The 25,832-nt window shown below is 30.5% G+C and carries 24 protein-coding genes; all 24 read right to left on the minus strand.

Features of this window, described 5'->3' with window-relative positions; genetic code table 11:
• Positions 1-102 precede the first annotated feature (102 nt).
• Positions 103-474, minus strand: coding sequence for a septal ring lytic transglycosylase RlpA family protein (locus B5X64_RS14410; protein ID WP_079465920.1), 372 nt, complete (start codon positions 472-474; stop codon positions 103-105).
• Between the two features lie 516 nt (positions 475-990).
• On the minus strand, positions 991-2,292 hold the full coding sequence (rimO, locus tag B5X64_RS14415) for a 30S ribosomal protein S12 methylthiotransferase RimO (RefSeq protein ID WP_079465921.1): 1,302 nt from the start codon (positions 2,290-2,292) through the stop codon (positions 991-993).
• 128 nt (positions 2,293-2,420) lie between these two features.
• Complete coding sequence (locus B5X64_RS14420; protein ID WP_079465922.1) at positions 2,421-3,809, minus strand: exopolysaccharide biosynthesis polyprenyl glycosylphosphotransferase; 1,389 nt, start codon at positions 3,807-3,809, stop codon at positions 2,421-2,423.
• A gap of 93 nt (positions 3,810-3,902) precedes the next feature.
• Positions 3,903-4,448 (minus strand): dTDP-4-dehydrorhamnose 3,5-epimerase, encoded by a 546-nt coding sequence (gene rfbC / locus B5X64_RS14425; RefSeq protein WP_079465923.1) that lies wholly within the window; start codon positions 4,446-4,448, stop codon positions 3,903-3,905.
• Positions 4,449-4,499: 51 nt separating this feature from the next.
• On the minus strand, positions 4,500-5,600 hold the full coding sequence (locus tag B5X64_RS14430; RefSeq protein ID WP_079465924.1) for a glycosyltransferase family 4 protein: 1,101 nt from the start codon (positions 5,598-5,600) through the stop codon (positions 4,500-4,502).
• A gap of 43 nt (positions 5,601-5,643) precedes the next feature.
• A complete protein-coding gene (locus tag B5X64_RS14435) occupies positions 5,644-6,087 on the minus strand; it encodes a hypothetical protein (RefSeq protein WP_079465925.1) in 444 nt (147 codons plus the stop codon).
• A 134-nt stretch (positions 6,088-6,221) separates the two neighbouring features.
• The gene (locus tag B5X64_RS14440; protein WP_079465926.1) at positions 6,222-7,520 is read right to left on the minus strand and encodes a GH39 family glycosyl hydrolase; all 1,299 of its coding nucleotides are present in this window, start codon (positions 7,518-7,520) and stop codon (positions 6,222-6,224) included.
• Between the two features lie 115 nt (positions 7,521-7,635).
• The gene (locus tag B5X64_RS14445) at positions 7,636-8,595 is read right to left on the minus strand and encodes a glycosyltransferase family 2 protein (protein WP_079465927.1); all 960 of its coding nucleotides are present in this window, start codon (positions 8,593-8,595) and stop codon (positions 7,636-7,638) included.
• Positions 8,596-8,618: 23 nt separating this feature from the next.
• Positions 8,619-9,761: a glycosyltransferase family 4 protein gene (locus B5X64_RS14450; protein ID WP_079465928.1), complete on the minus strand. Its 1,143-nt coding sequence runs from the start codon at positions 9,759-9,761 to the stop codon at positions 8,619-8,621.
• A gap of 5 nt (positions 9,762-9,766) precedes the next feature.
• Positions 9,767-10,990, minus strand: coding sequence for an EpsG family protein (locus B5X64_RS14455; RefSeq protein WP_079465929.1), 1,224 nt, complete (start codon positions 10,988-10,990; stop codon positions 9,767-9,769).
• Between the two features lie 98 nt (positions 10,991-11,088).
• On the minus strand, positions 11,089-11,988 hold the full coding sequence (locus B5X64_RS14460; RefSeq protein WP_079465930.1) for a glycosyltransferase family 2 protein: 900 nt from the start codon (positions 11,986-11,988) through the stop codon (positions 11,089-11,091).
• Complete coding sequence (locus tag B5X64_RS14465; protein WP_079465931.1) at positions 11,985-13,121, minus strand: NAD-dependent epimerase/dehydratase family protein; 1,137 nt, start codon at positions 13,119-13,121, stop codon at positions 11,985-11,987. The genes B5X64_RS14460 and B5X64_RS14465 overlap by 4 nt, the downstream gene beginning before the upstream one ends.
• Entirely contained in the window at positions 13,118-14,050 is a 933-nt protein-coding gene (locus B5X64_RS14470; RefSeq protein ID WP_079465932.1) for a class I SAM-dependent methyltransferase, read from the minus strand. Before B5X64_RS14470 ends, B5X64_RS14465 begins: the two co-directional genes overlap by 4 nt.
• Positions 14,051-14,258: 208 nt before the next feature.
• Positions 14,259-14,855 carry an acyltransferase gene (locus B5X64_RS14475; RefSeq protein WP_079465933.1) on the minus strand — a complete coding sequence of 199 codons (597 nt, stop codon included), beginning with the start codon at positions 14,853-14,855 and terminating at the stop codon, positions 14,259-14,261.
• Between the two features lie 4 nt (positions 14,856-14,859).
• Complete coding sequence (locus B5X64_RS14480) at positions 14,860-15,534, minus strand: CatB-related O-acetyltransferase (protein ID WP_079465934.1); 675 nt, start codon at positions 15,532-15,534, stop codon at positions 14,860-14,862.
• Positions 15,527-17,023: a lipopolysaccharide biosynthesis protein gene (locus tag B5X64_RS14485; RefSeq protein WP_079465935.1), complete on the minus strand. Its 1,497-nt coding sequence runs from the start codon at positions 17,021-17,023 to the stop codon at positions 15,527-15,529. The genes B5X64_RS14480 and B5X64_RS14485 overlap by 8 nt, the downstream gene beginning before the upstream one ends.
• Before the next feature lie 61 nt (positions 17,024-17,084).
• Entirely contained in the window at positions 17,085-19,433 is a 2,349-nt protein-coding gene (locus B5X64_RS14490; RefSeq protein WP_079465936.1) for a GumC family protein, read from the minus strand.
• A 159-nt stretch (positions 19,434-19,592) separates the two neighbouring features.
• Complete coding sequence (locus tag B5X64_RS14495) at positions 19,593-20,153, minus strand: sugar transferase (RefSeq protein WP_079465937.1); 561 nt, start codon at positions 20,151-20,153, stop codon at positions 19,593-19,595.
• Between the two features lie 216 nt (positions 20,154-20,369).
• On the minus strand, positions 20,370-21,215 hold the full coding sequence (locus B5X64_RS14500; RefSeq protein WP_079465938.1) for a dTDP-4-dehydrorhamnose reductase family protein: 846 nt from the start codon (positions 21,213-21,215) through the stop codon (positions 20,370-20,372).
• Positions 21,212-22,333, minus strand: a complete 1,122-nt coding sequence (gene wecB / locus B5X64_RS14505; RefSeq protein ID WP_079465939.1) for a non-hydrolyzing UDP-N-acetylglucosamine 2-epimerase — start codon at positions 22,331-22,333, stop codon at positions 21,212-21,214. Before wecB ends, B5X64_RS14500 begins: the two co-directional genes overlap by 4 nt.
• Position 22,334: 1 nt before the next feature.
• On the minus strand, positions 22,335-22,748 hold the full coding sequence (locus tag B5X64_RS14510; RefSeq protein WP_079465940.1) for a WxcM-like domain-containing protein: 414 nt from the start codon (positions 22,746-22,748) through the stop codon (positions 22,335-22,337).
• Positions 22,749-22,753: 5 nt separating this feature from the next.
• Positions 22,754-23,749, minus strand: a complete 996-nt coding sequence (locus tag B5X64_RS14515) for a polysaccharide biosynthesis protein (RefSeq protein ID WP_079465941.1) — start codon at positions 23,747-23,749, stop codon at positions 22,754-22,756.
• 273 nt (positions 23,750-24,022) lie between these two features.
• Positions 24,023-25,159 carry an aminotransferase class I/II-fold pyridoxal phosphate-dependent enzyme gene (locus B5X64_RS14520; protein ID WP_079465942.1) on the minus strand — a complete coding sequence of 379 codons (1,137 nt, stop codon included), beginning with the start codon at positions 25,157-25,159 and terminating at the stop codon, positions 24,023-24,025.
• Positions 25,160-25,488: 329 nt separating this feature from the next.
• Positions 25,489-25,647, minus strand: a complete 159-nt coding sequence (locus B5X64_RS22830) for a hypothetical protein (protein ID WP_164463385.1) — start codon at positions 25,645-25,647, stop codon at positions 25,489-25,491.
• Positions 25,648-25,832 lie beyond the last annotated feature (185 nt).

Raw genomic sequence — 25,832 nt, forward strand, 5'->3', positions numbered from 1 at the left:
AAAATGAAAATTCTAAGCGTAAATGTTGTTAATGGGCAAGTAGGTGTACGAAAACATAAAAGCCAGCTAAAATTTAGCTGGCTTTCTAATTTAAATCATAAATTAATCGACAATTTCATATTCCACCGGAATGGTACCGTTATTGGTATTTCCGATTTCATCGAACGCGGCTTTAGACATATCTAATGCTCTTGACGAATGGAAAGGTCCTCTATCATTAATCGATACGATTACTTCTTTGCCATTGTTCAGATTGGTAACCCTAATTTCGGTTCCAAAAGGAAGCGTTCTGTGTGCTGCGGTAAGTTTTGAATTATCAAAAACCTCTCCGCTTGCAGTTTTTCTACCGTTAAATTTATCGTGGTAGTACGATGCATAACTTGTTTTCTTCGCATCTACAGCATTATTCGTAAATGAATAAATACCTAGTGTTGAAATCATCATTATGATTACGAGAATGAATCTTTTCATCATTTTGAACTTTTACTTGTTTGACGAGGCAAAACTATACTTAAACTTATTACCTGCCTATTTTAAAAGTTAACAAACGTTAAATAAAACTTAATTAAATCCCAATTAAAACTGTAAGTCCCTATTAATAGGGCTCTTAAACAACTACGTTAAAAAGTGTTAAAAAAACAACCTAAATGTTAACATAATTAACTAATCGTCACATAATTGAGTACACCTACAAAACACAAACAATTAAAAATCAACAACTTAAATAAAATTCAAAACTTTTGAAAATCGTTGTAACTAATTAAAAAAACAGTCTACTTATTAGTAAATCATAAAACGCTATGGAAAAATTAAAAAACAACAAAATCCTGTTTATTCTAGTTTTAACGGTGATTTTAATTGGAATATTTTCTGCAGGAAAAGAATTCGGGCAGTATCTTTTTCAAAAATTTAACTAAAAAGTAAATTGACATTTTAACTAAAATAAAAAAACCAATGACGAATCATTGGTTTTTACTTTTATATTTTAGCTTAAACTAGCTCTCCGTATAAATCAAATTCTTCTGCTGAAGTAATTTTTACATTCGCAAAATCTCCAATTGAAATATAAGTATCTTCTGCAGAAACCAAAACGGTATTGTCTACATCCGGAGAATCGTATTCTGTACGACCTACGAAATAGTTTCCTTCTTTTCTGTCGAAAACACATTTATAAACTTCACCGATTCTCTTTTGGTTTTTATCCCACGAAATCTGCGACTGCAATTCCATGATCTCTTCTACTCTAGCCTCTTTTACTTCTTGTGGAATATCATCTTCTAAAACGTAAGCTCCGGTATTTTCTTCATGTGAATAAGTGAAGCATCCTAATCTGTCGAATTTCTGCTCTCTTACCCATTCTTTAAGCTCTTGGAATCTTTCTTCCGTTTCACCAGGATAACCGACTATTAAAGTAGTTCTGATTGCCATATCCGGCACTTTTTCTCTGAACTTATCTAATAAAGCATTTGTTTTTTCGTGAGTTGTACCTCGCTTCATCGATTTCAACAAATCTGAATTGATATGCTGAAGCGGAATATCTATATAGTTACAAACTTTTGGTTCTTCACGGATGATATCTAAAACATCTTCCGGGAAACCGCTTGGAAACGCATAATGAAGGCGAATCCACTCGATTCCTTCTACTTTTACCAATTCTTTTAATAATTCTCCTAAAGCTCTTTTTTTATAAATATCTAAACCGTAATACGTCAAATCCTGAGCAATCAAAATCAGTTCTTTTACTCCTACTTTCGCTAACTTCTGAGCTTCTTTCACTAATTTCTCAATCGGTGTAGAAACGTGGCCTCCTCTCATCAAAGGAATCGCACAGAACGAACAAGGTCTGTCGCAACCTTCAGAAATTTTAAGGTAAGCGTAATGTTTTGGTGTAGTTATTAATCTTTCACCAACCAATTCATGTTTATAGTCTGCTCCCAAATGTTTCAATAAAATAGGAAGATCTCTCGTTCCAAAATATTGGTCAACATCAGGAATTTCTTTTATCAGATCTGGTTTATATCTTTCGGAAAGACATCCGGTAACGAAAACCTTCTCAACTTCCCCTCTATTTTTCGCCTCAACGAAATCTAAAATAGTGTTAATGGATTCTTCTTTTGCATTATCGATAAAACCACAAGTGTTTATTACAACGATATCTCCTTTATCTTCGTGCACAACTTCTTTTCCGTTGGCTTTCAGCTGGCTCATCAACACTTCAGAATCGTACACGTTTTTGGAGCATCCTAACGTGACGATATTTATCTTTTTCTTACCTACAGATTTTGTGCGCATTTTATATTGAATAATAAGTAATTAGTAATCAGTTATTTTTGTGGGTGCAAATTTAAGAATAAAAAAAAGAACCGATGATTCGGCTCTCTATTTATATTGATTATAAACAATGCTTATTTAAATTAACATTAATAAGCTTGTTCATCCCCTTTTACTATGTTGTATAGAGTTAAAAATATGATTTTCATGTCTAAAAAGAAAGACCAGTTTTGGATATACCAAACATCTTTTTCTATTCTTCGTTCCATATCTCTATGAGAAAATATCTCACCTCTCGCCCCCATTACTTGTGCCCAACCTGTAATACCGGGCTTTACAATATGCCGTGTCATGTATTTTTTAGTAATTTTTGAATACACTTCTGTTTGAGAAAGCATATGAGGTCTAGGTCCTACAATCGACATATCGCCAAGGAAAACATTTATAAATTGAGGCAATTCATCAATGCTTGTTTTTCGTATAAAAGCTCCAAACTTGGTTACTCTTGCATCATTCTTTTTTGCAGTCTGAATATCGGCACTTCCATTACTCTTCATACTTCTAAACTTAATGCAATTGAATGGCTCATTATTAAGACCAGATCTTTTTTGCATAAAAAAAACAGATTCGTTACTTTCTATTTTTACAATTAGTGCAATAATTGGTATTAACCAAGATAATAAGAATACCATTACAAAAAAGGAGAATCCAATATCAAATATTCTTTTTAATAGTTGTTTTTTAGGGTTTGAAAGTGGCTCTCTTATAAGTTTAAGAAATGGAATTTCATGGATTATATCGAAATAATTAGGTCCTAAATTGGCATATTTGAAATCGGGAACCATATAGATTCTAATCATTTTATGTTCGGCAATTTCAACAATTTGTTTATAAAGCTCGACATCAATATCATTGTCACAGAAAATGATGCTATTTATTTTGGTAGTTTCTAAATCATGAAAGAGTTTTTCAATTCTCCCAAGATATTTATTTTTTGTTTCCGTACTTACAAGAGTATAAGTTCCTCTAATTCTCAGTGCTCTTCTCAAATCATTATTGGATAGCAATGTAACAGATAATTTATTCTCACCAACTAATACCGTATTAAAAGAATAAAGCTTTCTCCCTAATTTAACTCTATTCTTTTTTCTATATAAAAAAAGTAGAAATCTAGTAAAGGGCATAAAAAAACCAAGTAATAAAAAATATAAGATAATATTTTTGTAATTTATTTTTACAGAAAATACAAGAAGTAAGAAAACGACAGAAGTGAGAATTAATAACGAAAAAGATTTAGCCAAAGCATTAAAATGCAGCGATGACTCTTTAATTTTCAAGCTTTTGTAAGGTTGGGTAATTATGGTTATAACAAACCAAGATATATTGAGAAGAAGAAGCTGAGCCCTATATTCCTGAGCAAAATCTTTTTGATTAAATTCAAAGAAATACAGTTTCCCAAAAATAAACAGGCAATTGATAATGATATAATCTATTATCAAAAATATTCTAGGCAGATGTTTAAAAAAATAAACTAACATACAATCTTTACAACCATTTGTGATAGTACTTATATTTAAAAATTAATAAAATTAAGTACTTATATTTTCAGCTTTTAATAAGTTTCTAATATATTAAAAATTTTTCAAAGCAAATGTTGGTAAGACTTGATCTTTATCAGATAAAATAATATCTTCTAAAGGGAGTTTCCAATCGATATTAAGATCAGAATCATTCCAAAGAACTCCCCCTTCTGATGCTTTATCATAAAAATTATCACATTTATAAGAAAAAATTGCATTATCACTTAATACCGAAAAGCCATGCCCAAAACCTCTTGGAACATAAAGTTGCAATTTGTTTTCGTCCGTTAGCTCAATAGAAAACCACTTCCCAAAAGTAGGTGAATCTTCACGCAAATCTACCGCAACATCTAAAACTTTCCCTTCTAAACAAGACACCAATTTTGCCTGTGCTTTATCGCCTTTCTGCAAATGTAACCCTCTGAGAACGCCATAACTGGATTTTGAAATATTATCCTGAACAAAATGACCGTTCATTCCTGTTAATTCATTAAATTTTTGTTCGTTGAATTTTTCGTAAAAATAGCCTCTGTCGTCTTCAAAAACAGTGGGTTCTATAATGTAGCAGTCTTTAAGAGTGGTAGATTTAATTTTCATAAGTGCTATTTTCTATTTATTTTTTTTAAAGCTAAAAACATACTCTAAATATTAAATAATATTATTTTCTATATATGATTGAAATTTCGTTTTAAAAACATCTTTTCTGAATTTTTCGGCATTTTGTCTAATCTTTAAAGGATTAAATTGATTTTCTATAGTTTCAAAATGCATTATTGCATTTTTTAAAGAATTAACTGTTTGCTCATTAAAGAAAATCCCAGTTTCACCATTTATCACGGTCTCTAGAGCTCCTCCTTTTCCTAATGCTATCACTGGTGTACCAGCTGCCTGAGCTTCTAATGGTACAATTCCAAAATCTTCTTCAGCTGCAAAAACAAACGCTTTTGCTCTTTGTATATAATCTTTTAAAACTTCAAAAGGTTGATATCCAAGCATAATAACATTCTTACTTGCATTTTTTTTTATCCTTTCATATTCTGGACCAGTTCCTATTACAATTAATTTTTTATCGGGAAGTTGAGAAAAAGTTTCTACAATTAAATCAATCTTTTTATATGGTACCAATCTTGAACAAGTAACATAAAAATTTTCTTTATCTGTCTGTACGTCAAAATTCTCAACATCTATTGGTGGGTATATAGTAACCGAATCTCTATTGTATATCTTTAGAATTCTCTTATTAATAAATTGGGAATTACTGATAAAATAATCAACTCTATTGAGAGAAGCTATATCCCATAATCTTAATTTATGTAAAAAATATTTTGCAATAAAACCCTTAAAACTTTTATCTAGTTTTGCCTCTTTTAAATATTGATAATGTAAATCCCACGCATATCTAACAGGTGAATGACAGTAACAAAAATGTTTTTGTTGAGAATGAGTTAACACACCTTTAGCAACACAATAAGATGAACTAATAATCAAATCATAAGAAGACAAATTAAATGTTTCTATTGCAAGACTGAATAAAGGCAAGTAATATCTATACTTTTTTTTTGCAAAAGGTAATTTTTGAATGAATGACGTTGTGACTTTATTTTTGGAAATATTCATTTTCTTCAAAATCTCATCATCACAAACAAGAGTAAAGATATCTGCTTCAGGGTATAGCGCATTTAGTTGCATAAAAACTTTCTCTGCCCCTCCCATTTCCGTAAGCCAATCTTGTACAAGTGCTATTTTCATTGAAAATTAAATAATTTGTATTTATTATGAATCTTTTTAATTTTTAACTACGATAATCTATCGAGTTATCCATAAATTTCTCGTTCGTATCTAATGTTACACTCGTTGAAAAACCAGAACCTACTTCTATCAATTTTTTTGGCTTTAAATACCTAATCATACAATATAAAAATATTGCATCTGAGTAAGTATAGACTTTATTTTCATAATAATATCTAAAACCAGTTGTTTTTTTATCAGGAAATGGCAATTCTTTGTAAAATCTTTCAAATAAATCCAATAATTGCAATTGCTCATTAGAGTTCAAATCAACCCCAGGGATTGTTTTTGGTAAAGGAGCGTTAAAATTGAATTTGTTTATTTCATCTTTTGAAGGAATTGGCGAATAAAAGCTACCAGATGCAAAAGGATTTTCACTGTTGTGTTGGTATTTTTCAACCAAATAATGAGGCATCGCATTTTTTACTAATTCTCGAAAAATTCCCATATTTTTCAGTGTTTAATTTCTTTTTTTAGAACGAATGCGAATATAGAGATATTTCTTGAATATATATAAAATTTAAACTCATAAAATGGTATATTTATAAATAATTCAGGCCTATCATTTCAATAATTACAGAGTTATTTTTGAATTGACAGATAGTATATTGTTTTAGGGTTCATTGATGGCATTACAATTTCTGTTGTATTTCTGCTTAATATAATTTTTTGATTTTTATTAAAAATCAAATTTTCCATAGGTGCTTCACCAGTACTTGGAATCTCATAAATTTTCAAATCCAGATGTTTGTTTTTTCCGAAAATAACTTTTAAATTTTTAAGATCAACTTTTGTGTTTATTACTTTATTACCGCTATTATTGGTTATTATAACATATCCACCGTTTTCATCATAAGAGGCAAATATGGCAAATTGATCGTAATTATTCGTTTCTTTTACCCTATTTTTTAAACTTTGATTATAAATTTTATAAGCCCAATATATGGATCTGGGATTCCCGTTTTTATCTAGCAATCCATTCATAGAATTATTACAATTAAAAACACCATCGCTTTCTGCCCAACAACTTTTGCAAGTGCCATCTATACCATTATTTTCAAAATATTTAAAATTTTGTAAAACTTCTGATGCCGAAAACATAACATATTGGTTAAGTATTTCTGTCAAAATAATTTTTTTAACACCTACTTTTGGATATTTTGGAAGAATTGTTGTTCTTAATTTTTTTACATCTTTAGTGAAATCTTTTAGGTATTCCTTATCACGAAACTCATGCCAGCTCAACACATCTACCCTTACGCTATTTGAGTTACAAAAATTAAGAAAATCTTCCATTTCTTTTTCGTTATAATTATCAAGAGATGGCCCCGTAATCATTGCTTTATCTCCGCCGGGAAGAGATCTTATGATATCATGTCCTTTTTTAAATATCTCATAAAATTCTTTTTTGTCAAAATCGCCAAACCCTGCTTGGTGAAAAGGCTCATTCCAAATATCATAAATTACTGTATTTTTGAATTTCTGATATTCTGCAGTTATTATGGCTTTGAATTTATCTCCTTCTAATGGATGTGGCCATAATTTATTATTTTTTTTCCCAGGATAGCCATACAAATCAGAGATTACCAAGATAGGAGTTATCCCAAAACTCCTTAGATATGGTATGTCCTCTGGAGATTTGTGAGACCAGCCAATACCAATACGCCAATATTTTGGTCTAAGTTCTTTTATGTTTTTTTCAAGAAGTCTAATATTATCGTAATGTAAAAACCCAGACATAGAGTTTACATTTCCAATTTTTTGGCTAAAATCAACTTCTACTTTTACCGAGTCTTTGATTCTTTGACTTTTGACAAAAACAAACGTAAAAAAAAAGACAATAAACAAAAAAAGTTTTTTATTCAAATGTGCTAAAATCATTTTTTTTAAATTTAATTAAATTAGGCATTTAGTATTTAAATATTTTCATCCAAAAATTCTAAATTATTTACAGGAAGAAATCCATCAAAAGACTATTTTTTCATAATCAAGTGATTTAATGTCTTGATTTGCCGTAGGTATAAAAAAATCTTAAAACCGAAATCCCAAAAAATGACAAAAGAATTGAAATTGTTGTTTTTTTTCGAGCATTAAAATCTTTTAAAACTTTTAATCTATATTTTTTTATCATATTAAAAATCGTATTTTCATAATCACTATTTTTTTTTGTTTCAAATAAGAGATGAAACAGAAAATTTAAAATACGGCAATCAATAGCTTTTGAAAATTCAAGATTTTGTAGTTTATAAATTTCCAATTCTTCAATGATCTTCAAGAGGCTTTCATATTTTTTTTTGCTAAAAGGAGATCCTTCTATACTATCATCCCTTAAGAGATAATTATAATTTTCTTTATTAATAAATGCTATTTTCTTACTTTTTGATATTAATTTGTAAGTTGTTGCCAAATCTTCATAAAATAAGTTTTTTGGAAAAATAACATCCTCAAATAATTCTTTTTTAAATAATTTAGATGTTGCATTGGTATCAAAATCAGCCTGATAAAACATCGTTTTTAAAGCCTCTTCTCTTGTATAAACATTTTCTTTAGTTATTGTATTGTTTTTTTTTATTTCATTTCTTTGTTTGAAATAAAGAAACGGTGAAACCGTCATGTCTACGTCGTGTTTTTGGGCTAAATTTAAAAGTGTACTAATATAGTCTTCTTCAATAAAATCATCACTGTCAACAAATGTAATATATTCTCCTAATGCCAAATCTATTGCTACGTTTCTGGCATCAGACAATCCACCATTTAATTTATGTATTACTATAATTCTTTTGTCATTTTTAGCGTACTCATCGCAGATTTTTCCGCTGGAGTCCGGAGATCCATCATCTACTAAAATAATTTCCAAATACGGATAGTCTTGATTGATTACGCTATCCAAACATTTTTCTAAATATTGTTCGACTTTATAAACCGGTATAATAACCGTTATTAGAGGGTTTTTCATAAATTTAGAATGTTTTTAGGTAATTATTTTATGTTTTCAAATGCCTCTATAAAACGATTAGCGGAACTTGCCCAGCTTTTTTCTCCTGAAAAATATAATTTTTCAATATTCTGAGACATTGTTTCTAATAAATCACTGTTATTATACAATTCTAGTATGGCATTCCTGATTGCTTCTGAATTTTTGGGTTCAATGATAATCCCAGTCAATTGATCTTTAACCATTTCTGGCAATCCCCCGACATTGGTTGCAATGACAGGTTTTTTGAAAGCATAGGCAGACATCACCACCCCACTTTGTGTCGCATCAATATATGGGCAAACGACTACAGAAGATTTGAAAATAAGATTGGCAAGATTTTCTGGAATTATAAATTCATTAATAATTTTAATTTCAGGATACTTTTTATACGGTTCTATATCAAAATCAAAATCACCACTACCTGCGATTGTCAGAGTAATATCTGTATATTTTTTGGTTAAAAGAATACCTACAAAAGCATCCAGCAAAAATTTGATTCCTTTATATGGAGATATCCGACCAAAAAACAAAATGTTAAAATTTCCAGATTCAACAGATTCATTCGTTTTGAAATAATTCAGAAAATCGTACACACTCAGAAAAGACGTATGGATGTCTTTTGGATTATAGTTATAATACGATATAAATTCATTTTTTTGATTTTCATTTAAAAGCATTTTTTGTTGAATCAAGCTAAAATGTATTTTTCTCAAAACTCTGTCTACGAACAAATTTTCTCCAGAATGCAAAAAAGGATCATGTACTACCAACAACATTTTTTTTCTAAAGGCTAATGTAGAAACAAAATAAGTCAGCATACAGTTATCGATGATGATAACATCTGGTTTGATTTTTTTTAGATATTGATGGATTTGGTAAGATATATAGAGTTTTTTGATAACATTGGAGTTCCGAGTTCCTTTGATTACAAACGTTTTATCAAGATCAATCAAATCCTGGAAACGTTCTAGTTGATCGACTTCTGTTCCTTTGGAGATGGTCTTGTTTAATTTGTTTTTATCAAGATAATTAAATATTTCGTATAATGCTTCCGTAAAAAAATAAACATCATTATTTTGTTTCAGTGCATTTATAAGAGATACATTGGCATCTAAAGCAAAGATAGATAAGAAAGCAATTCTCATGTTAATTATTTTTTTTTAGGGTTAAAAAATTTGTCATAATTCTTATTAAAATTGAAATACGCTTTGGTAATAGTTGGCTTATCCCACAAAATGTTTTCGTAATTCCTTAATATATTATTATTTAAATATATCATTTTGTAAATCCCAAAAAACAATAACACTACCGTAAACACAACCTTTAGCTCCTGTTTTAGCATTTCATACAGATAAGGATATAATATCCAATAGGAGAAAACAAACAAGGTTGTGATTCTGTCTATAAAAACAGAATATTCTGACAAAAAGAAATAGCTGACGGCGTAAAGAAAAAATGAATTATAAAAGATATTAAGTGTATTTTCGTCCTTTATCTTTTCACCAATTTTTTTATAGAATTGATATAAAATGATAAAAGTGAATACCTTTTCTAGATAACCAACAGAAATACTATAACTACTGTTGTATAACTTATTGTTAGAATAGCCTTCTGCCATTAAAGAGTATACACCACCAAAAAAATCTCCTACAGCGATTACAATGGGGCTTATGTATTTGATCTGTCCCAAAAACAGTAAATTTCCTAATAAAAATGTGCCCCAAACAAAAGGCATTGGAATTTTTTTATGCAAAAAGAAATACATTGGGAAAAAGAAAATGGCTGATGAGTGAAATAAAATCCCAATTCCATTACATATAAAAAATTTTGTAGCATTTCTTTCTTTGATGAATTGAAGAGAATAGATAAAAAGAAATATAGCCTTGGAGTTTCGTAACAAATTGATTTCTATAATTAATCCAGAAAAAATTAAGTACATAATAAAACCTAAAACATACTGAGGAGAATATTTCTTGAAAAAATAATTAAGAAAAAGAACGTTTACAAATGAAGAGAAAATCTGCAGTGTTAAATAATCTTCATTGATACTTTTTAACAGGACTAAAATCACTTTAAAACCTGGTTCAATTTTCAATAAAATATCTTCATGGATGCCAGAGAAAAATTTTGCAATTCCGTTGGTATCATCGATGGTTGGGGCCATTTCATAAAGTGGATAATATACTGTAAAATCTGTATCCAAATAGCCTCTAAACCCAAAGAAAACAAAAAAGATTAGCATACATACGTATCTGACCATCTTGATATCTCCTTCTTTCTTTCTTATTTTATTTTCCCAAAGAAAAAGAACAAAAAATATCAAGAAAAGGATAATATATGGATAAGAATACGTTGTACTAAAAGTCGGCTGCATAAATTATTATATATTTTTGATTTATTTTTTTTATGAAATCAACAAAATAAATATTTCTTTCAAATTGATTTTGAGTATCCAATAGATTCGTTTATAAATTATCCGTACGCAGGCTTACTGTTCATATACAAATCCAATCCCTCTTTATAAGATTTCAAAGCGAGGTGCCATTGATTTTTTGGATATCTAAAGTATAATATGATCAAAATATACAAAAAATTATATAGCACAACATATCGTGCGTAAAAAAAGCTATAATTCTTTAATGAAAAATAGACCAAATTCCGCCATAGAAATTTCACAGAAAAATCACTCATCTTGCCTGTAGAAGTAGATTCGTTATGATGAATGAGCGACTCATAGATATACCAAAGTTTTTTATTTTTCCGGATAGCCCTGTGAACAAAGTCTGTGTCATCATAATAGACAAAATAGTTCTCATCCATCAATCCCACAGTATCAAAAATTTCTTTTTTGATCAGCATAAAACAAGTGGGAGAATAGGTCACATCACGGTCTTTATCAAACTGTCCTTTATCTTCTTCCTGTCCATATTGTATTGTGAGACCGTTGCGTTTTTTATAACCGCCACCAGCGCACCATATTTTGTTGGTCCCATAAAAATAGATTTTGGGAACCACCATATCTGCGTTATGTTGATCCATACCTATCAAAAGCTTTTCGATAGAGTCATCTTCCAAAGCTATATCATTATTGGATAACAAAACGAAATCGCATTGATCTTCAATAGCTCTTCTGATTCCAATATTATTTCCTTTGGCAACACCATAATTGGCATCATTTGCAATAATTACAGTTTCAAACTGATATTCCAAAGCTAATTTCTGGCTTAATTCCAAAGAATTATCAGGTGACAAATTATCCACGACATACAATGTAAAGTTCTTGTATGTCTGATTATTCAAAGTCCTAAAAAATTCTTCGAGAACAGTTTCACTATTGTATAAAACGGTTACTACGCCTATTTTTCTACTCATTTGTACAAGCCTTTGTTTTTCATTTCCTCAATCGATAATTCATACTTATCTTCTGGTATTTCTTGCTCATTAACCCAACTTGTAAATGCCCGAATACCTTTTTCAAAACTCCATTTTGGCTCAAAACCTAATTCAGATTTTATTTTTGAAATATCTGCAAAATTATGTCTTATATCTCCCAATCTATAATTACCAGAGATTTGTATCGGAATCTCTTTATTATAAAATTTTGATAAAGTGTTTGCTACAGTTATTACATCTATTGCAACACCAGTCCCAACATTATAAACCTGACCATTAGCTTCATCTTTTTCTAATCCTAAAATTGTAGCCTCAGCAATATCATCTATAAAGACAAAATCTCTTGTTTCTTTACCATCTTCAAAAATATTAATAGAATTTCCGTTTTTGATTCTGGTCGAAAAAATGGATAAAATGCCAGTGTATGGATTGGACAAGGATTGTCCCGGTCCATATACATTTTGATATCTGTAACCTACCGCTGCAATCCCTAAAGATTTGCAAACCGTCAAGACCATTTGCTCTTGATTTTGTTTGGTAATTCCGTAAACTGATGTAGGATGAATTTTGCTATCTTCTGTTGTTGAAAGTATTTCGACAGTATTATAACATATCGGACATTTGCACTGGAAATCACCTTTTGCCATATCTTCATCCAATCTCTCTGTTGGATAAACTATTCCATGTTCAATACATTTATATTTTCCTTCTCCATAAATAGCTCTTGAGACAGCAACAACAATTTTTTTAATTTTATGAGGATTGTTTGCAAGTAAATCCAGCATTATTGCCGTCCCACCAATATTGACATCAATATATTTTTGAATTTCATACATAGATTGTCCGGTTCCTGTTTCAGCGGCTAGATGTATAATTGCGTCTTGTTCATCAATAGCTTCAGCCCATTTTTCTTTGGATGTTACAGAGCCATTAATAAAATTAACTTTATTGATGATGCTTCTGTAAAGTGGTGAAGTGATTTCTGGATTGTCTCCATGAATTTGTGGTGACAGATTATCCAAAACGGTAACATTCAGTCCTTTATCAATAAGTTTCAAGGCGATATTTGAGCCTATAAAACCTGCGCCACCAGTAATCAATATATTTTTCATCTAGACACTGTCTTTGTTTTGACAAAAGTAATTTCAATACAGTCACCTCGTTTGAATAAATTGCTTAATCGAGCTATTTGATGGAAGATAATTCTATTATATTTGTTAAAAAACCAGCCATCATCACTTTTTTTCTTATTTTTTAAATTAAGCAAAATCTGAATACCGCTAACAAAACTGGAATAATTAGCATTGTAGATGATTTTTTCCATTTTGAATCCATATTGTTCGCATAATTGGATAAGATTGTCTGGGCTATATGAAAATGGATGGAAAGGAACCCCCAGATAATACCAATTTTTCCCAAACAAACGAAATGTCCAACTTTTTGTGTTTGGTACGCCAATAAAAAGCCTCCCATTTTCTTTTAAAATTCTATTGATTTCTTCTAACAATTCGCGGGGTTCTGTAATGTGTTCAAAAGAATGATTACTTCTTATATAATCAAAAAAATCCGATTGGTAATTTGCTTCAAACAAGGTGCCTTTCGATACTTTTAGACCCAGCTTTTCGCCGATTATGCAGGCTGATTCTCGAATTTCCGTTCCATACGCTTCGGCACCTTGCTTGTGTAGGACATAAAGTTGTTCGCAATCTCCTACACCCAAATCAAGCACTTTCTTCCCAGCAAAAGATAATTTCAAATCTTTTGCTTTTGCTCCTATTAAAAGATCCTTCAAAAAATTTGGTTGACTTTTTTTTATAATATCATTTGCTGTTTGCATGCTTGTATCATAATAATCTTCTGGATATAGTGCAAATAATTCGCTATCTTCAATCATCGGATTCAGAAAAAGTAATTTACATTTTGTGCAAGAATAAACATCGTAATTTTTTTCTGTGTGCCCATAATGTTTATCGTATGTATTTGTATAAAAAGCAATACGATTGTCATCACATACAGGGCAGTTTTTTCTAATTTCTTTCATATTCGTTAATTTTTTTTATATAGAACTTGTCTAAGATAAAATACAATTCATTTTTTTAACCAAAAAGGCACAAAAGTTATTTGAGTTTTATAGGTTTCTCTTTAACGTTTAAAGAGAAACTGCTTTTTTTAACTTTAAAACGTCAATTATTTTTTTAAATCTTTTGTGGCTTTTGTGCTTATAAATTTACTTTCAACATGTTCATTATTTATATTTTCTCCCAATTTTTTGTGTCTGAATTGTACTTTTTAACAATTTTCGCTGGCGCACCAACGATGACACAGTAATCGTCAAAATATCCGGACACTATACTATTAGCTCCTATTGTACAATGTTTTCCAATTTTTGTTCCTTGCATAATAACAACATTATTATAAATTTTACATCCTTCTCCTATATAAACAGGTTTAGTTGTTATATTTTGTCGTTCTATTGGCAAATGAATATCATCATAAGGATGATGAATATCCGTTATGGTTACATTAGCCGCAATTGCAGTATTTTCACCAATTTCTATAGATTCTGCACAAGTCAAATGTATATTTTGTTGAATCGTTACACCATCATTAAGAATAATCTTCGGATCAAATTTTTTATCTTCATAATGTTGTACGCCTTCTATTCTTGCATTATTTCCTATAGAAACTCTGTCACCCAAAATAATTGATTCTGGAGTAATCTTTAACGGGTTTATTATAACACAATATTTTCCAATTTTTTTAAATAAAAACCGATACCAAAAAACAGCCTTAAGTCTATGCCACTTACCGGTAAAAATCAACATCAAATTATATATTAATATCATAGTTTTACTTTTTATGAAAATGACAATAATCTTCTATATTCAAAAATAATTGTGCATTTTCATCAATCCAATCAATATTTTTATCCCACCATTTGGATTCATTCAAAATATCTATCTGTTCGTCTTTAAATCTCTTTCTGATAAATTTTGCAGGAATACCACCCATTATCGAATAAGGCTCAACATCTGCTGTTACAACTGCATTTGCAGCGATAATAGCTCCATCTCCAATTTTTACTCCATCCGCAATCACTGCATTGGCACAAAGCCAAACATCGTTACCTATCACAACATTTCTTGTTGGATTATGCTGATCTTTGGTTTGAAAATTTTTGAGACAACATTCTGGATTAGAATATATTGCAGGATGAGTACTAACAAAAGTATGTGTCGGATGTTTTCCTGGTGCTGTTCTGACATTGGGACCTATTGAACAAAACTTGCCCATAATTGTTTCATTAATAACTGAACCATCAGATATATATGAAAAATCGCCTATAGAAGAATTTATCATTAGAACATTACTCCCAGTCCAATTATATTTCCCGAAAGTAGTATTGAATAATTTTGACATGTACCCAACGCGAAGATATTTATACTTAGACTGATATTTTATTTTAGTCACTATCCAATTAAGATATTCTCGAAATGGACTTTGTAAATATGATCTATCAAACATATTTTTTACTTTTTATGGATGAAATTGTTTCTTTAACGTTTTCATTCTTTAAAATGAAAGGTAAATATAGAAAAAGTGTAGATAAGCTAATGGCTATTTTAATAATTTTATTGTCAATAGGTACGAATTGATAAAATAAAATATTAAAAATAATAATTCCCAAACCAACTAATATTAACTTAAATTCTTCTTTTTGAAAAACGTCGAGTATACTAATTTTCAGTGTTTTATTATAATTGAAAATCAGAACCAAAGAACCGCCTGTAAGAGCAATAGCCCATGCAATAATAATTCCATATCCACCTGCATAAAATCCTAAAATTATCCCAATTACAATATTTGCAAACGCCATTCCTATATGTACTAATACTAATATATTTAATCTACCTTGCCCCATCGAACTGAAATAAGCCGGACCACACATCACATTAAAAAAAGTTGCTACGGAGAGAATTAATACAGAAAAAATAAAATCAAAATTAAAATTACCAAGCCATAATAAAGAAATTAAAGGTGCAGCTATAATTAATGATGTTGATAATGGTAAATTAAATAAAAGCAAAACACGATTCATTTTTATATAAAAAGCTTGCATGAAAGAAGCTTCTTCTAATTTTGCTTTTTCTGCAACAACAGGAACCACAACCTGATTTGCATTGGTTAACAAAGCTCTGAACTGGCTCACTACTTTGTTTGCCATCTCATAATGTCCAAGAAATGCGAGCCCTCCATATTTACCTAGTAGCAACTTTGTTGCAGGTTCATAGAGCATTTGGCATACGGAAACCAATTGGAATTTATACCCATAATTGAATAGTTCTTTGAAAGATTGTGTACTCCATTTCCAATGACGGATTTTATTATTTGGATTAATTTTTATAGTAAAGATCATGGCTGCTAAAAAAATAAAACCCGATTGTAAAAGTTGTGCAATAGCAACACCTTTTAGCTGGTATAACGGCGTTAATAAAATAGCCCCTACATACATTACAATACCAGAAATAATATATATAAAGTTTCTGATGTAATTTTTCTGATGGCCTTCTAATACAGACGTAAACACACCTCCTATTGCATTAATACACAAAGAGCCTAATGAATATGGGAGTATTACTAATGCAATATCCAAAAATTTTTTATCAATTACATATCCTAAGAAAAATTGTGCTCCGGAAAGGATAACTAAACTAAGAAATATAAATAAAATGGACATCGATAAAATAGAAGTAAAAATGAGTTTGCCTAGTTTACTTTTATCATCTTCTAGTATATATTCAGCAACAAATTTTACTAATCCTGAAGTTAGCCCCATATTAGCCAAGTTAGCAATCGAAGAAAATGATAATATTAGCGACCAAATTCCTAATTGCTCTACTCCAATTGTAGTTAGCAGATATTTGTACAGAAAAAAATACAACAGAGCTGTAAAGACAACCTGAACGACCGCCGAAACTGCATTAATTGTGAGTTTTTTTGAAGAAAAATTCATAACATCATTTGTTAAATACTAGAAAATCTTATATTATTTCTAACTAAATAATATAAGATTTTTAAAAATATTTTTGCCACCATTTTTTCTCTTCAGCATTATAGCCATATCCAAACTTATTTCCGTACCCGAAATTAGATTCTTTCACACCGTTGAGAACAATTCCCACATTTTTAAGTTTATTATCTTGTATGGTATGATTTAAAAACTCTATATAGCTTTTTTCGGTAACTTCAGATCTTGTAACATACACGATGGCATCACACTTATCTGCAATAAGGAAAGAATCTGTAACCAATAAAAGAGGAGCCGTATCCAATACAATATATTTGTATTTATTTTGCTCTTTAATCATTGCTAATAAATCATCTAACTTACCATTTTGCAACAAATCTGTAGGATTGGGAGGTATAGCTCCTGAATAGATAAAGTCGCAATTTTCATTATAACCGCTTGGATTAATTATTTCTTTAAGGCTAGTTATATCTCCACTTAAAAACTCTGCCAAACCTTTCGCAGACTTCATTGAAGGGTTATAACGTTGCAACTGTGGATTTCTGACATCTGCACCTATAACCAACACTTTATCTCGAGAAGATGCTAGAATAATTGATAAATTGGTGGAAATAAATGTTTTTCCTTCTCCTTTTACCGAAGAAGTAATCATGATAGTTTGAGCTTCTTCTTTCTTTGGCAACAAAAATTTCAAATTCGTAACGAATATCCTGAATGCTTCCGCCATAGGAGAAACATCGTTAAAAGATACAAGTACGCTTTCATTATTCTTCAGCCTAGGAATTTCAGAAATAACTGGCAGTTTTGTAAGGTTTAAAATATCTCCTCTTTTAATAATGGTACTTTGCAGAAGACCTTTTAAATAAATAAATCCAAAAGGAATAACTAAACCTGCTAAAAGAAATCCTCCCAAAATAACCATCTTTCTAGGAGCAACTGGTTTTTTAAATACAAATGCCCTGTCTATTACTCTCGCTTTTTCTGCGGTAATTTCCATACTTATTGCCGCCTCTTCCCTTTTCTGTAAAAGCAGTAAATACAGACTTTCTTTTATCTGCTGCTGTCTTTCGATACTTCTGAACAATTTTTCCTGAGTAGGTATTTTGCCAATCACATTTTCTGAACCACCCAATTGGGTTTCTACTTTTCTTCTTGCCAATTCTAAAGAAGTCACATTTTTTTGTAAAGATTCCGACAATGAAGACTTCATCTCTGTAATCTGTTTATTGGCTTCTTTCACCAACGGGTTGTCTGGTGTGGCACTTTCCAGATACTTATTTCTTTGCAAAACAAGTGCGTTATATTCCTGAATTGCTTTCCCCGCAGCATCACTTTCTAAGCCAATATTAAGAGGTAAAACATCTCCATTTCCTTTTTTATTAAGAGAACTCTGAAGAATTTTATGCAGCTCCAACTGAGTTCCTATCTCCAATATCTGAGCTTTGCTTTGTTCTTTCAACTGAAGATTAATTCTAGCTTCCGAAGGTAAATCAACAATATTATTGCTAGATTTAAATCCAGCTTTTTGAGTTTCTACATCTCCTAATTCTTTCGAGATCAATGTAATTCTTCTATCAATAAAATCTTTAGTTCTTTTAGACTCAATATTTTTATCATTAATAGCATAATCATTATATTGTCTTACTAAACCATTAAGAAATTCTTTTCCTTTTTCTTTATTTTCAAAATCTACAGAAAGACTAATAATAGTACCATCTTTATCTAATAAATCTACCACCAAAGCTTTTTGAAAATCATCAACTGTACTTTCAAAATCGTTATAATTAAAAAATAGTTCCGACATTTCTACTTTTTTAGGAGCTTTAAAAGTCGGGTTTTTACTAATCATTATCATCGCAAAAGGAAGACTTGTGGTTTTATTAAAAGATGTTTTTATATCTTTTTTCCACTCTTCAGATGATAATATAACTTCATCACCTTTGGTTTTTATAAAAATTGGTTTTTTAGGTAAATCTTCATCCTTTTTTTCTTGAATTACATGAATTACATAAGGACTTGTAGAACCATAAAGTTCCAGATTACTAATTGTTTGTTTTGTGTATAAAGGAGTTTGAAAATTAAAATCTTTTAAAACGTCTTCCACAATGCTTTTGGCTTGAAAAACACCTACTTCATTTTCAATACTGTTGGTTCCCATTCCGCCGATACCACCTAAACTTTGAAGAATACCCATATCTCCTGCTGCTGCAGACATTTTTTTAGCATCTTTAATTAAAACCGAAGTTTGAGCTTTATAAATTGGGGCTTTAGATTTTATATAAAAAAATGCCAATATTCCCATAAGAAAAACCATTCCTACGAAATATTTCCAATTATTTAAATACGGACTAATGAGTTCTTTAATATTAATTTCTTTTCTGTTTTTGTTATCCATTTTGTTGGATTATATTTGAGAATTAGGATTATTTTCTTTAAAATTTAAACGTTGCAAATATATCTATATTTTATAAATTCACAGTAGTGATTATTTTATTTTATGTGATTTCGCACATTTTCATTTATAAAATTTATCATTATATCTACTATCATCATCTTAAAGCCAAAAAGTTTTAAGTAAAATATACATATCATTTTTAAAAGAAAGCTGATGATAATACTCGAGATTCATTTTCACTTTTTCCGGAAAAAGAACTTCGTCGTTGTATTGTAGCGGATCTTTCTGTTGATTTAAAATTTCATCTTCGTTTCTATATTTAATTCCTGCTTCACTCGTTAATCCGGGTTTTAGGCTAAGGATTAATCGATTTTCATTTTTTAGCTGATCATAATACCCTGAAATATCCGGCCTGGGTCCTACTAGAGACATATCGCCTTTAAGAATATTAAATAACTGAGGTAATTCATCAAGCTTTGTTTTCCTCATCCATTGTCCAAAATTAGATTTCGTATGCCTTTTACTATGATAGGTCCTGAACTTATAAATGACGAAAACATCACCGAACCTACCTACTCTATCTTGTTTAAAAATACCTGGAAACCCTGTATCTAAAGATGCTAAAATTACTAGAATAAAGAAAATAGGCAGCAAAACAATAATTGCTACGAAACTTAATCCGTAGTCCATTAAAGCTTTCCACCATGGATATTTTTTCATCAAATCATAAACTGATTGGTAAATATAAGGAAAGATTCTGACTCTCAGTTTCGGGATTTAATTTTTATATAGCATATTAATAATAAAAAAAACAGCTTACTTCATGTAAAGCAAGCTGTTGTAATAGTATATTAACTTTAATTAAAATAAATTATTACCTACTCGGTTTGTAATTTCATCAAGTAAAGACTATTTTTTTTAATAATATTTGTTTAATTAATAATTATATAAATACGAAAACTCTTCCATCCATTCACACTGTTCAATTAGCATATCTTTATAGCTTTTAACTTCGTACTTCAGCAGTTCTGATTTTTGTAAAGATTTATCAACATTTTTTCCTTCGTATGGTAAAATAGTTATTTTATTTTTATTCCAAATATCTTTAAATAAATTAACCAAATCAAATTTATTTATCGGAGTACCATTGGTAAGATGCACCAATCCTGGTAATGGGTTTTCTATAACATATTGGATTGCCTTTGCCAGTTCTAAAGTCGTCACACCACTCCAATACGCCGTTGTATATCCATTAATTTCATCAGATTGATTCATAAACCAATGAAACAGACCAATCCCGTTTTTAAGTTCCGGTCCTATTATAGAAGTACGTATGGTAAGATCTTTACCATTGATAATTTCTCCCAAAGCTTTAGACTGAGCATAAAATCCTTCACCATCTTTAAAATCGTTCTCAGCATAATTTCCTTTTCTACCGCTGAAAACACAATCTGTACTAATATGTATAATCTGAGTTTGAGATTCTCTTGTTATTTCTTCTAAAAAATGAGGGAAATAGCTATTAAACCAAATTGCTTTAGACGGATTATCTTCTGCATCTTTATTCAAAATTCCGATACAATTAATTACAGCATCAAAATTATGATATGTTATAATCTCTTTTAATTTGTCTGTATCTGAAACATCCAGAGATATTTCCTGATTATTTTCTGCAATATTTCTTGCGATACCAAATACTTTATAATCTGTATTTTTATTAAGATAATTGTAAATGACATGCCCCGCCATTCCTTTAATCCCTATAACGAGTATTTTTTTCATCTCTTATTCCATATTACTTTATCTACAATAGCAGAATAACTTTGAATTGCTTTAATAACACGATCAGAAGTATTTGTTACCTCATACTCAAACGGCAATTTAATCTCAGAATCAAATAATCCTTTTGAAATTTCAATAGCATTGAGCATTTGATCTTTAGAAATTCCTCCAAGAACAATTGTTCCTGCATCAATGGCTTCCGGCCTTTCTGTACTTGTTCTTATACTTACTGCAGGAAATCCCATCATAGCAGATTCTTCACTTATCGTTCCGCTGTCAGACAAAACAATAAAAGATTTGCTCTGTAATTTTACATAATCGAAAAAGCCTAAAGGAGCTACATTCTGAATGAGCGGATGAAACTTAATATTATTTTTTTCTATCCTGTTTTTTGTACGGGGATGGGTAGAAAATATAATGGGCATTTGGTATTTTTCAGCTACGGCATTGATTGAGTCTACCAATATTTCAAAGTGATTATCCAAATCAATATTCTCTTCTCTATGAGCGCTTACAACTATAAAATTATTTTCTTTTAAAGATAAACGTTCCACAACATCACTCTGCTGTATTTTGTTTTGGTATTTATCTAAAACTTCCTTCAATGGAGAACCTGTAACAAAAACATGATCTTTACGAAAACCTTCACTCAAAAGATAACGTCGGCTGTTTTCTGTATAGGTAAGATTGATATCACTTATATGATCAGAAATCTTTCTATTGATTTCTTCAGGAACATTTTGGTCAAAACATCGGTTTCCAGCTTCCATATGAAAAATTGGAATTTTAAGTCTTTTTGCAGCAATTGTACTCAATACACTGTTTGTATCTCCTAAAACCAATAATGCATCAGGCTTTTCTTTTAATAAAATTTCATATGACTTTGAGATTACGTTTCCTATGGTCTCACCCAAATGTTCTCCTGCAACATTGAGAAAGTAATCTGGTTTGCGCAATTCTAGATCTTCAAAAAAGATTTCATTTAGCTCATAATCATAATTTTGACCAGTGTGTATTAATATGTGCTCAAAATATTGATCACATTTTTTTATACATTCTGTTAATCGTATAATTTCTGGTCTTGTACCTAATATCGTAACTACTTTTAGTTTTTTCATTTTATTTCTGTTTCCATTTTTGGGAATCAAATTTATAATCGTCTTTTATTTCGTTTAAGTGATAATCGGAAAAAGCAACAAGTTTAGAGTTTATTTCAAGTGCTTGTATGGACGAGGCAAAACCAGCATCAATAAACAATGAATCCATAGATTTACTTTTTAATATAAAACTTTGAGATTCTAAACTTTCGGAAGGATTTTCAAAATCGTCAATCTTAACTATTCTTATTTCGAATGCGCCATTAACAACAACAAACCACCTTTTTTCGATTTGATGTCCCTGCCAAGCACGACAAATTCCTGTATCTATATTTTCTATAACGTACATTCTTTTAACAAGATTAAGATCTAATGTATTATTAAAAGAAACACGCCCTCGTTCGTCTTCAGAAAAACTACCTTTTAAAAATTCCATACTTATTATTGAAATAAATCTAACTTTTTCAATAGTATCTTTACTCCTTCCACATCTTCTCTTTTTGTATTGTGGGAATTATAATCTTCTATTGTAGTTTCAATTTGATTACCTTCTGAAAAGTACTTAGCATAATTTAAATCGCGGTTATCTGATGGAATTCTATAAAAATCGCCCATATCTTCGGCATTCATCATTTCTTCACGAGTACACAGTGTCTCATATAGTTTTTCACCATGTCTTGTGCCTATAATTTTGATTTTGTTATCCGCATTTTTTAATTCTAAAACAGCTTTCGCCAAATCACCTATTGTGGCAGCGGGCGCCTTATTAACGAATAAATCTCCTGGATTGCCATGTTCAAATGCAAACAATACCAATTCTACTGCTTCATCCAATGACATCAGAAAACGAGTCATGTTAGGATCAGTAATCGTGATATCTTCATTTTTTTCAATCTGATTTAAAAATAAAGGAATCACAGACCCTCTTGATGCCATTACATTTCCGTAACGGGTTAAACAAACTACGGTGTTTTTTAGATTTCGAGCTTCTGCAACTGCCACTTTTTCCATCATTGCTTTGGAAATCCCCATTGCGTTGATAGGATAAGCGGCTTTATCTGTAGAGAGACAAATAACTTTCTGTACTCCGTTTGAAGATGCAGCACGAATAACATTCTGTGTTCCTTCCACATTTGTTTTTACAGCCTGCATAGGAAAAAATTCACATGAAGGGACCTGTTTTAAAGCTGCTGCATGAAAAACATAATCTACATCTTTCATCGCATAATCTACGCTGTTATAATCTCGCACATCTCCAATAAAATATTTTATCTTATCATTTTTATAGAAATTACGCATGTCATCCTGCTTTTTTTCATCACGTGAAAAAATTCGGATTTCTTTAAAATGGTCTGTTTGTAAAAAGCGATTAAGCACAGCGGTTCCAAATGACCCGGTTCCGCCAGTAATCAAAAGTATTTTATTTTGAATTTTCATTAACAATAGAAATTTATCTTAACTTTTACAAGTCATTTAATACATATTATTTTATTTTCTAAAACAATATGTAAATATAGAAAATAGGTTTAAACTTTGGAAATGAAAAGAAGATAGAGCTTTGAAAAACCTCACTCATAAATATTTTTATTTGGTTTCAGACTTTATCGAGTAAACTGAAAACAATTAATAAAGCTAGGTAAAATCAATTACATTTCTCAAAAGCAACAAAGATAAAAATTCCCTTTAACTTAGAATTAAAGGGAATTATATTTATTTCGAAAATACTTCTTTTATTTTTATGGCAATGCGGGCTCTGTCTTCATCTGTTAAATTAGACCCCGAAGGCAAACACAACCCATCATCAAATAATTTCTCTGCTACATTAGTTCCATAATAGGGAGCATCTGCAAAAACGGGTTGTAAATGCATTGGCTTCCACAGTGGTCTTGATTCTATATTGTCTTCAAGAAAAGCCAATCTCAAATCTTCACGATTTTTTCCTGTTATGTTTTCATCAATTACAATGGCAGACAACCAATGGTTGGAGTAATACTCTTCATTAGGTTCAGAGAAAACCTCTATGCCATCAATATCTTTAAAAGCATCAACATAAAAATCGTGCATTTTTCTGCGTGCTTCTACTCTATTATTTAAAACTTCCATTTGTCCACGCCCAATTCCTGCAACAATATTACTCATACGGTAATTATACCCAATATGTGAGTGTTGATAATGAGGAGCATTATCTCTAGCCTGTGTTGATAAAAACACAGCTTTATCTTTATCTTTCTGAGTATGGCAAACCAATGCCCCGCCACCGGAAGTGGTAATTATTTTGTTTCCGTTAAAAGACAAAATCCCGAAACGGCCGAATGTTCCGCAAGCTTTTCCTTTATAAGTAGAACCTAATGCTTCTGCAGCATCTTCAATGACAGGAATTTCATATTTTTCAGCAATGGCAGTAATTTCTTCCATTTTTGCAGGCATTCCGTATAAATGAACGACAATAATTGCTTTAGGTTTCTTCCCTTTTGAGATTCTATCCTGAATAGCTTCTTCCAAAGCAATGGGACACATATTCCAGGTATCTTTCTCTGAGTCTATAAAAACCGGGGTTGCACCACAATACGCAATTGGATTTGCCGAAGCAGAAAACGTCATTGACTGACAGATCACCTCATCATCATACTTTACTCCACACTCAATTAAAGCCAAATGTAACGCTGCTGTACCCGCAGAAAGAACGGCTACTTTAACATCATTATTTAAAAAACTTTCTAAGTCTTTTTCAAAACCATCTACATTTGGTCCCAATGGAGCTACCCAATTGGCATCAAAGGCTTCGTTAACATATTTTTGTTCGTTACCTCCCATGTGTGGAGAAGAAAGCCATATTTTACTTTGCATGATATTTCGTTTTTATTGCCCCCAAATTTAATTCTAATTCCGTAAACAACTGTTAAGTTCTCCTTTAAAATTTTTAATTGTTATTATTAATTGTTTGTGGTATTTGACTCTGCTGAATTTTTGGGTTTCGCTTGGAAAAGAAATATAATTACTTCAATTAGTTTAGTGCTTGATGTTTTTTTAACCACAAAAGATTCAAAAGATCTTGCTAAGTTTAAGTTATTCAAAAGTTTGCAAAACGATCGATAACTCAGTTTTTCTACATATATCTTATATGCTTCACAATATCATCTGTTTGTTGTGTAAATACATCTGTACTAGTTGCAAACTTATCTGTACACTTTGCAAAGCCGTCTGTATGCTGCACAAATGCATCTGTCATAATCGCAAAGCCATCTGTCTGTCGTGTAAATAGAGCTTGTCTCAGTCACAAACTTATCTGTACACTTTGCAAAGTCGTCTATCTGCTGTACAAATGTATCTGTCATAACCGCAAAACCGTCTGTCTGTTGTGCAAATAGAACTGTCTAAGCTACAGACTTATTTGTTTACATCGCAAAGTTATTTTTAGGATTTAAATTCTCAATTCTCCTATCAACTTATCAACTGTTTAACTAGCAATTTCGGAATAGTCTATAAATACACTCTTAGAAGAAGAAAGACCAATTTCATT

The sequence above is a fragment of the Chryseobacterium balustinum genome (assembly GCF_900168205.1).
Lineage (GTDB): Bacteria > Bacteroidota > Bacteroidia > Flavobacteriales > Weeksellaceae > Chryseobacterium > Chryseobacterium balustinum.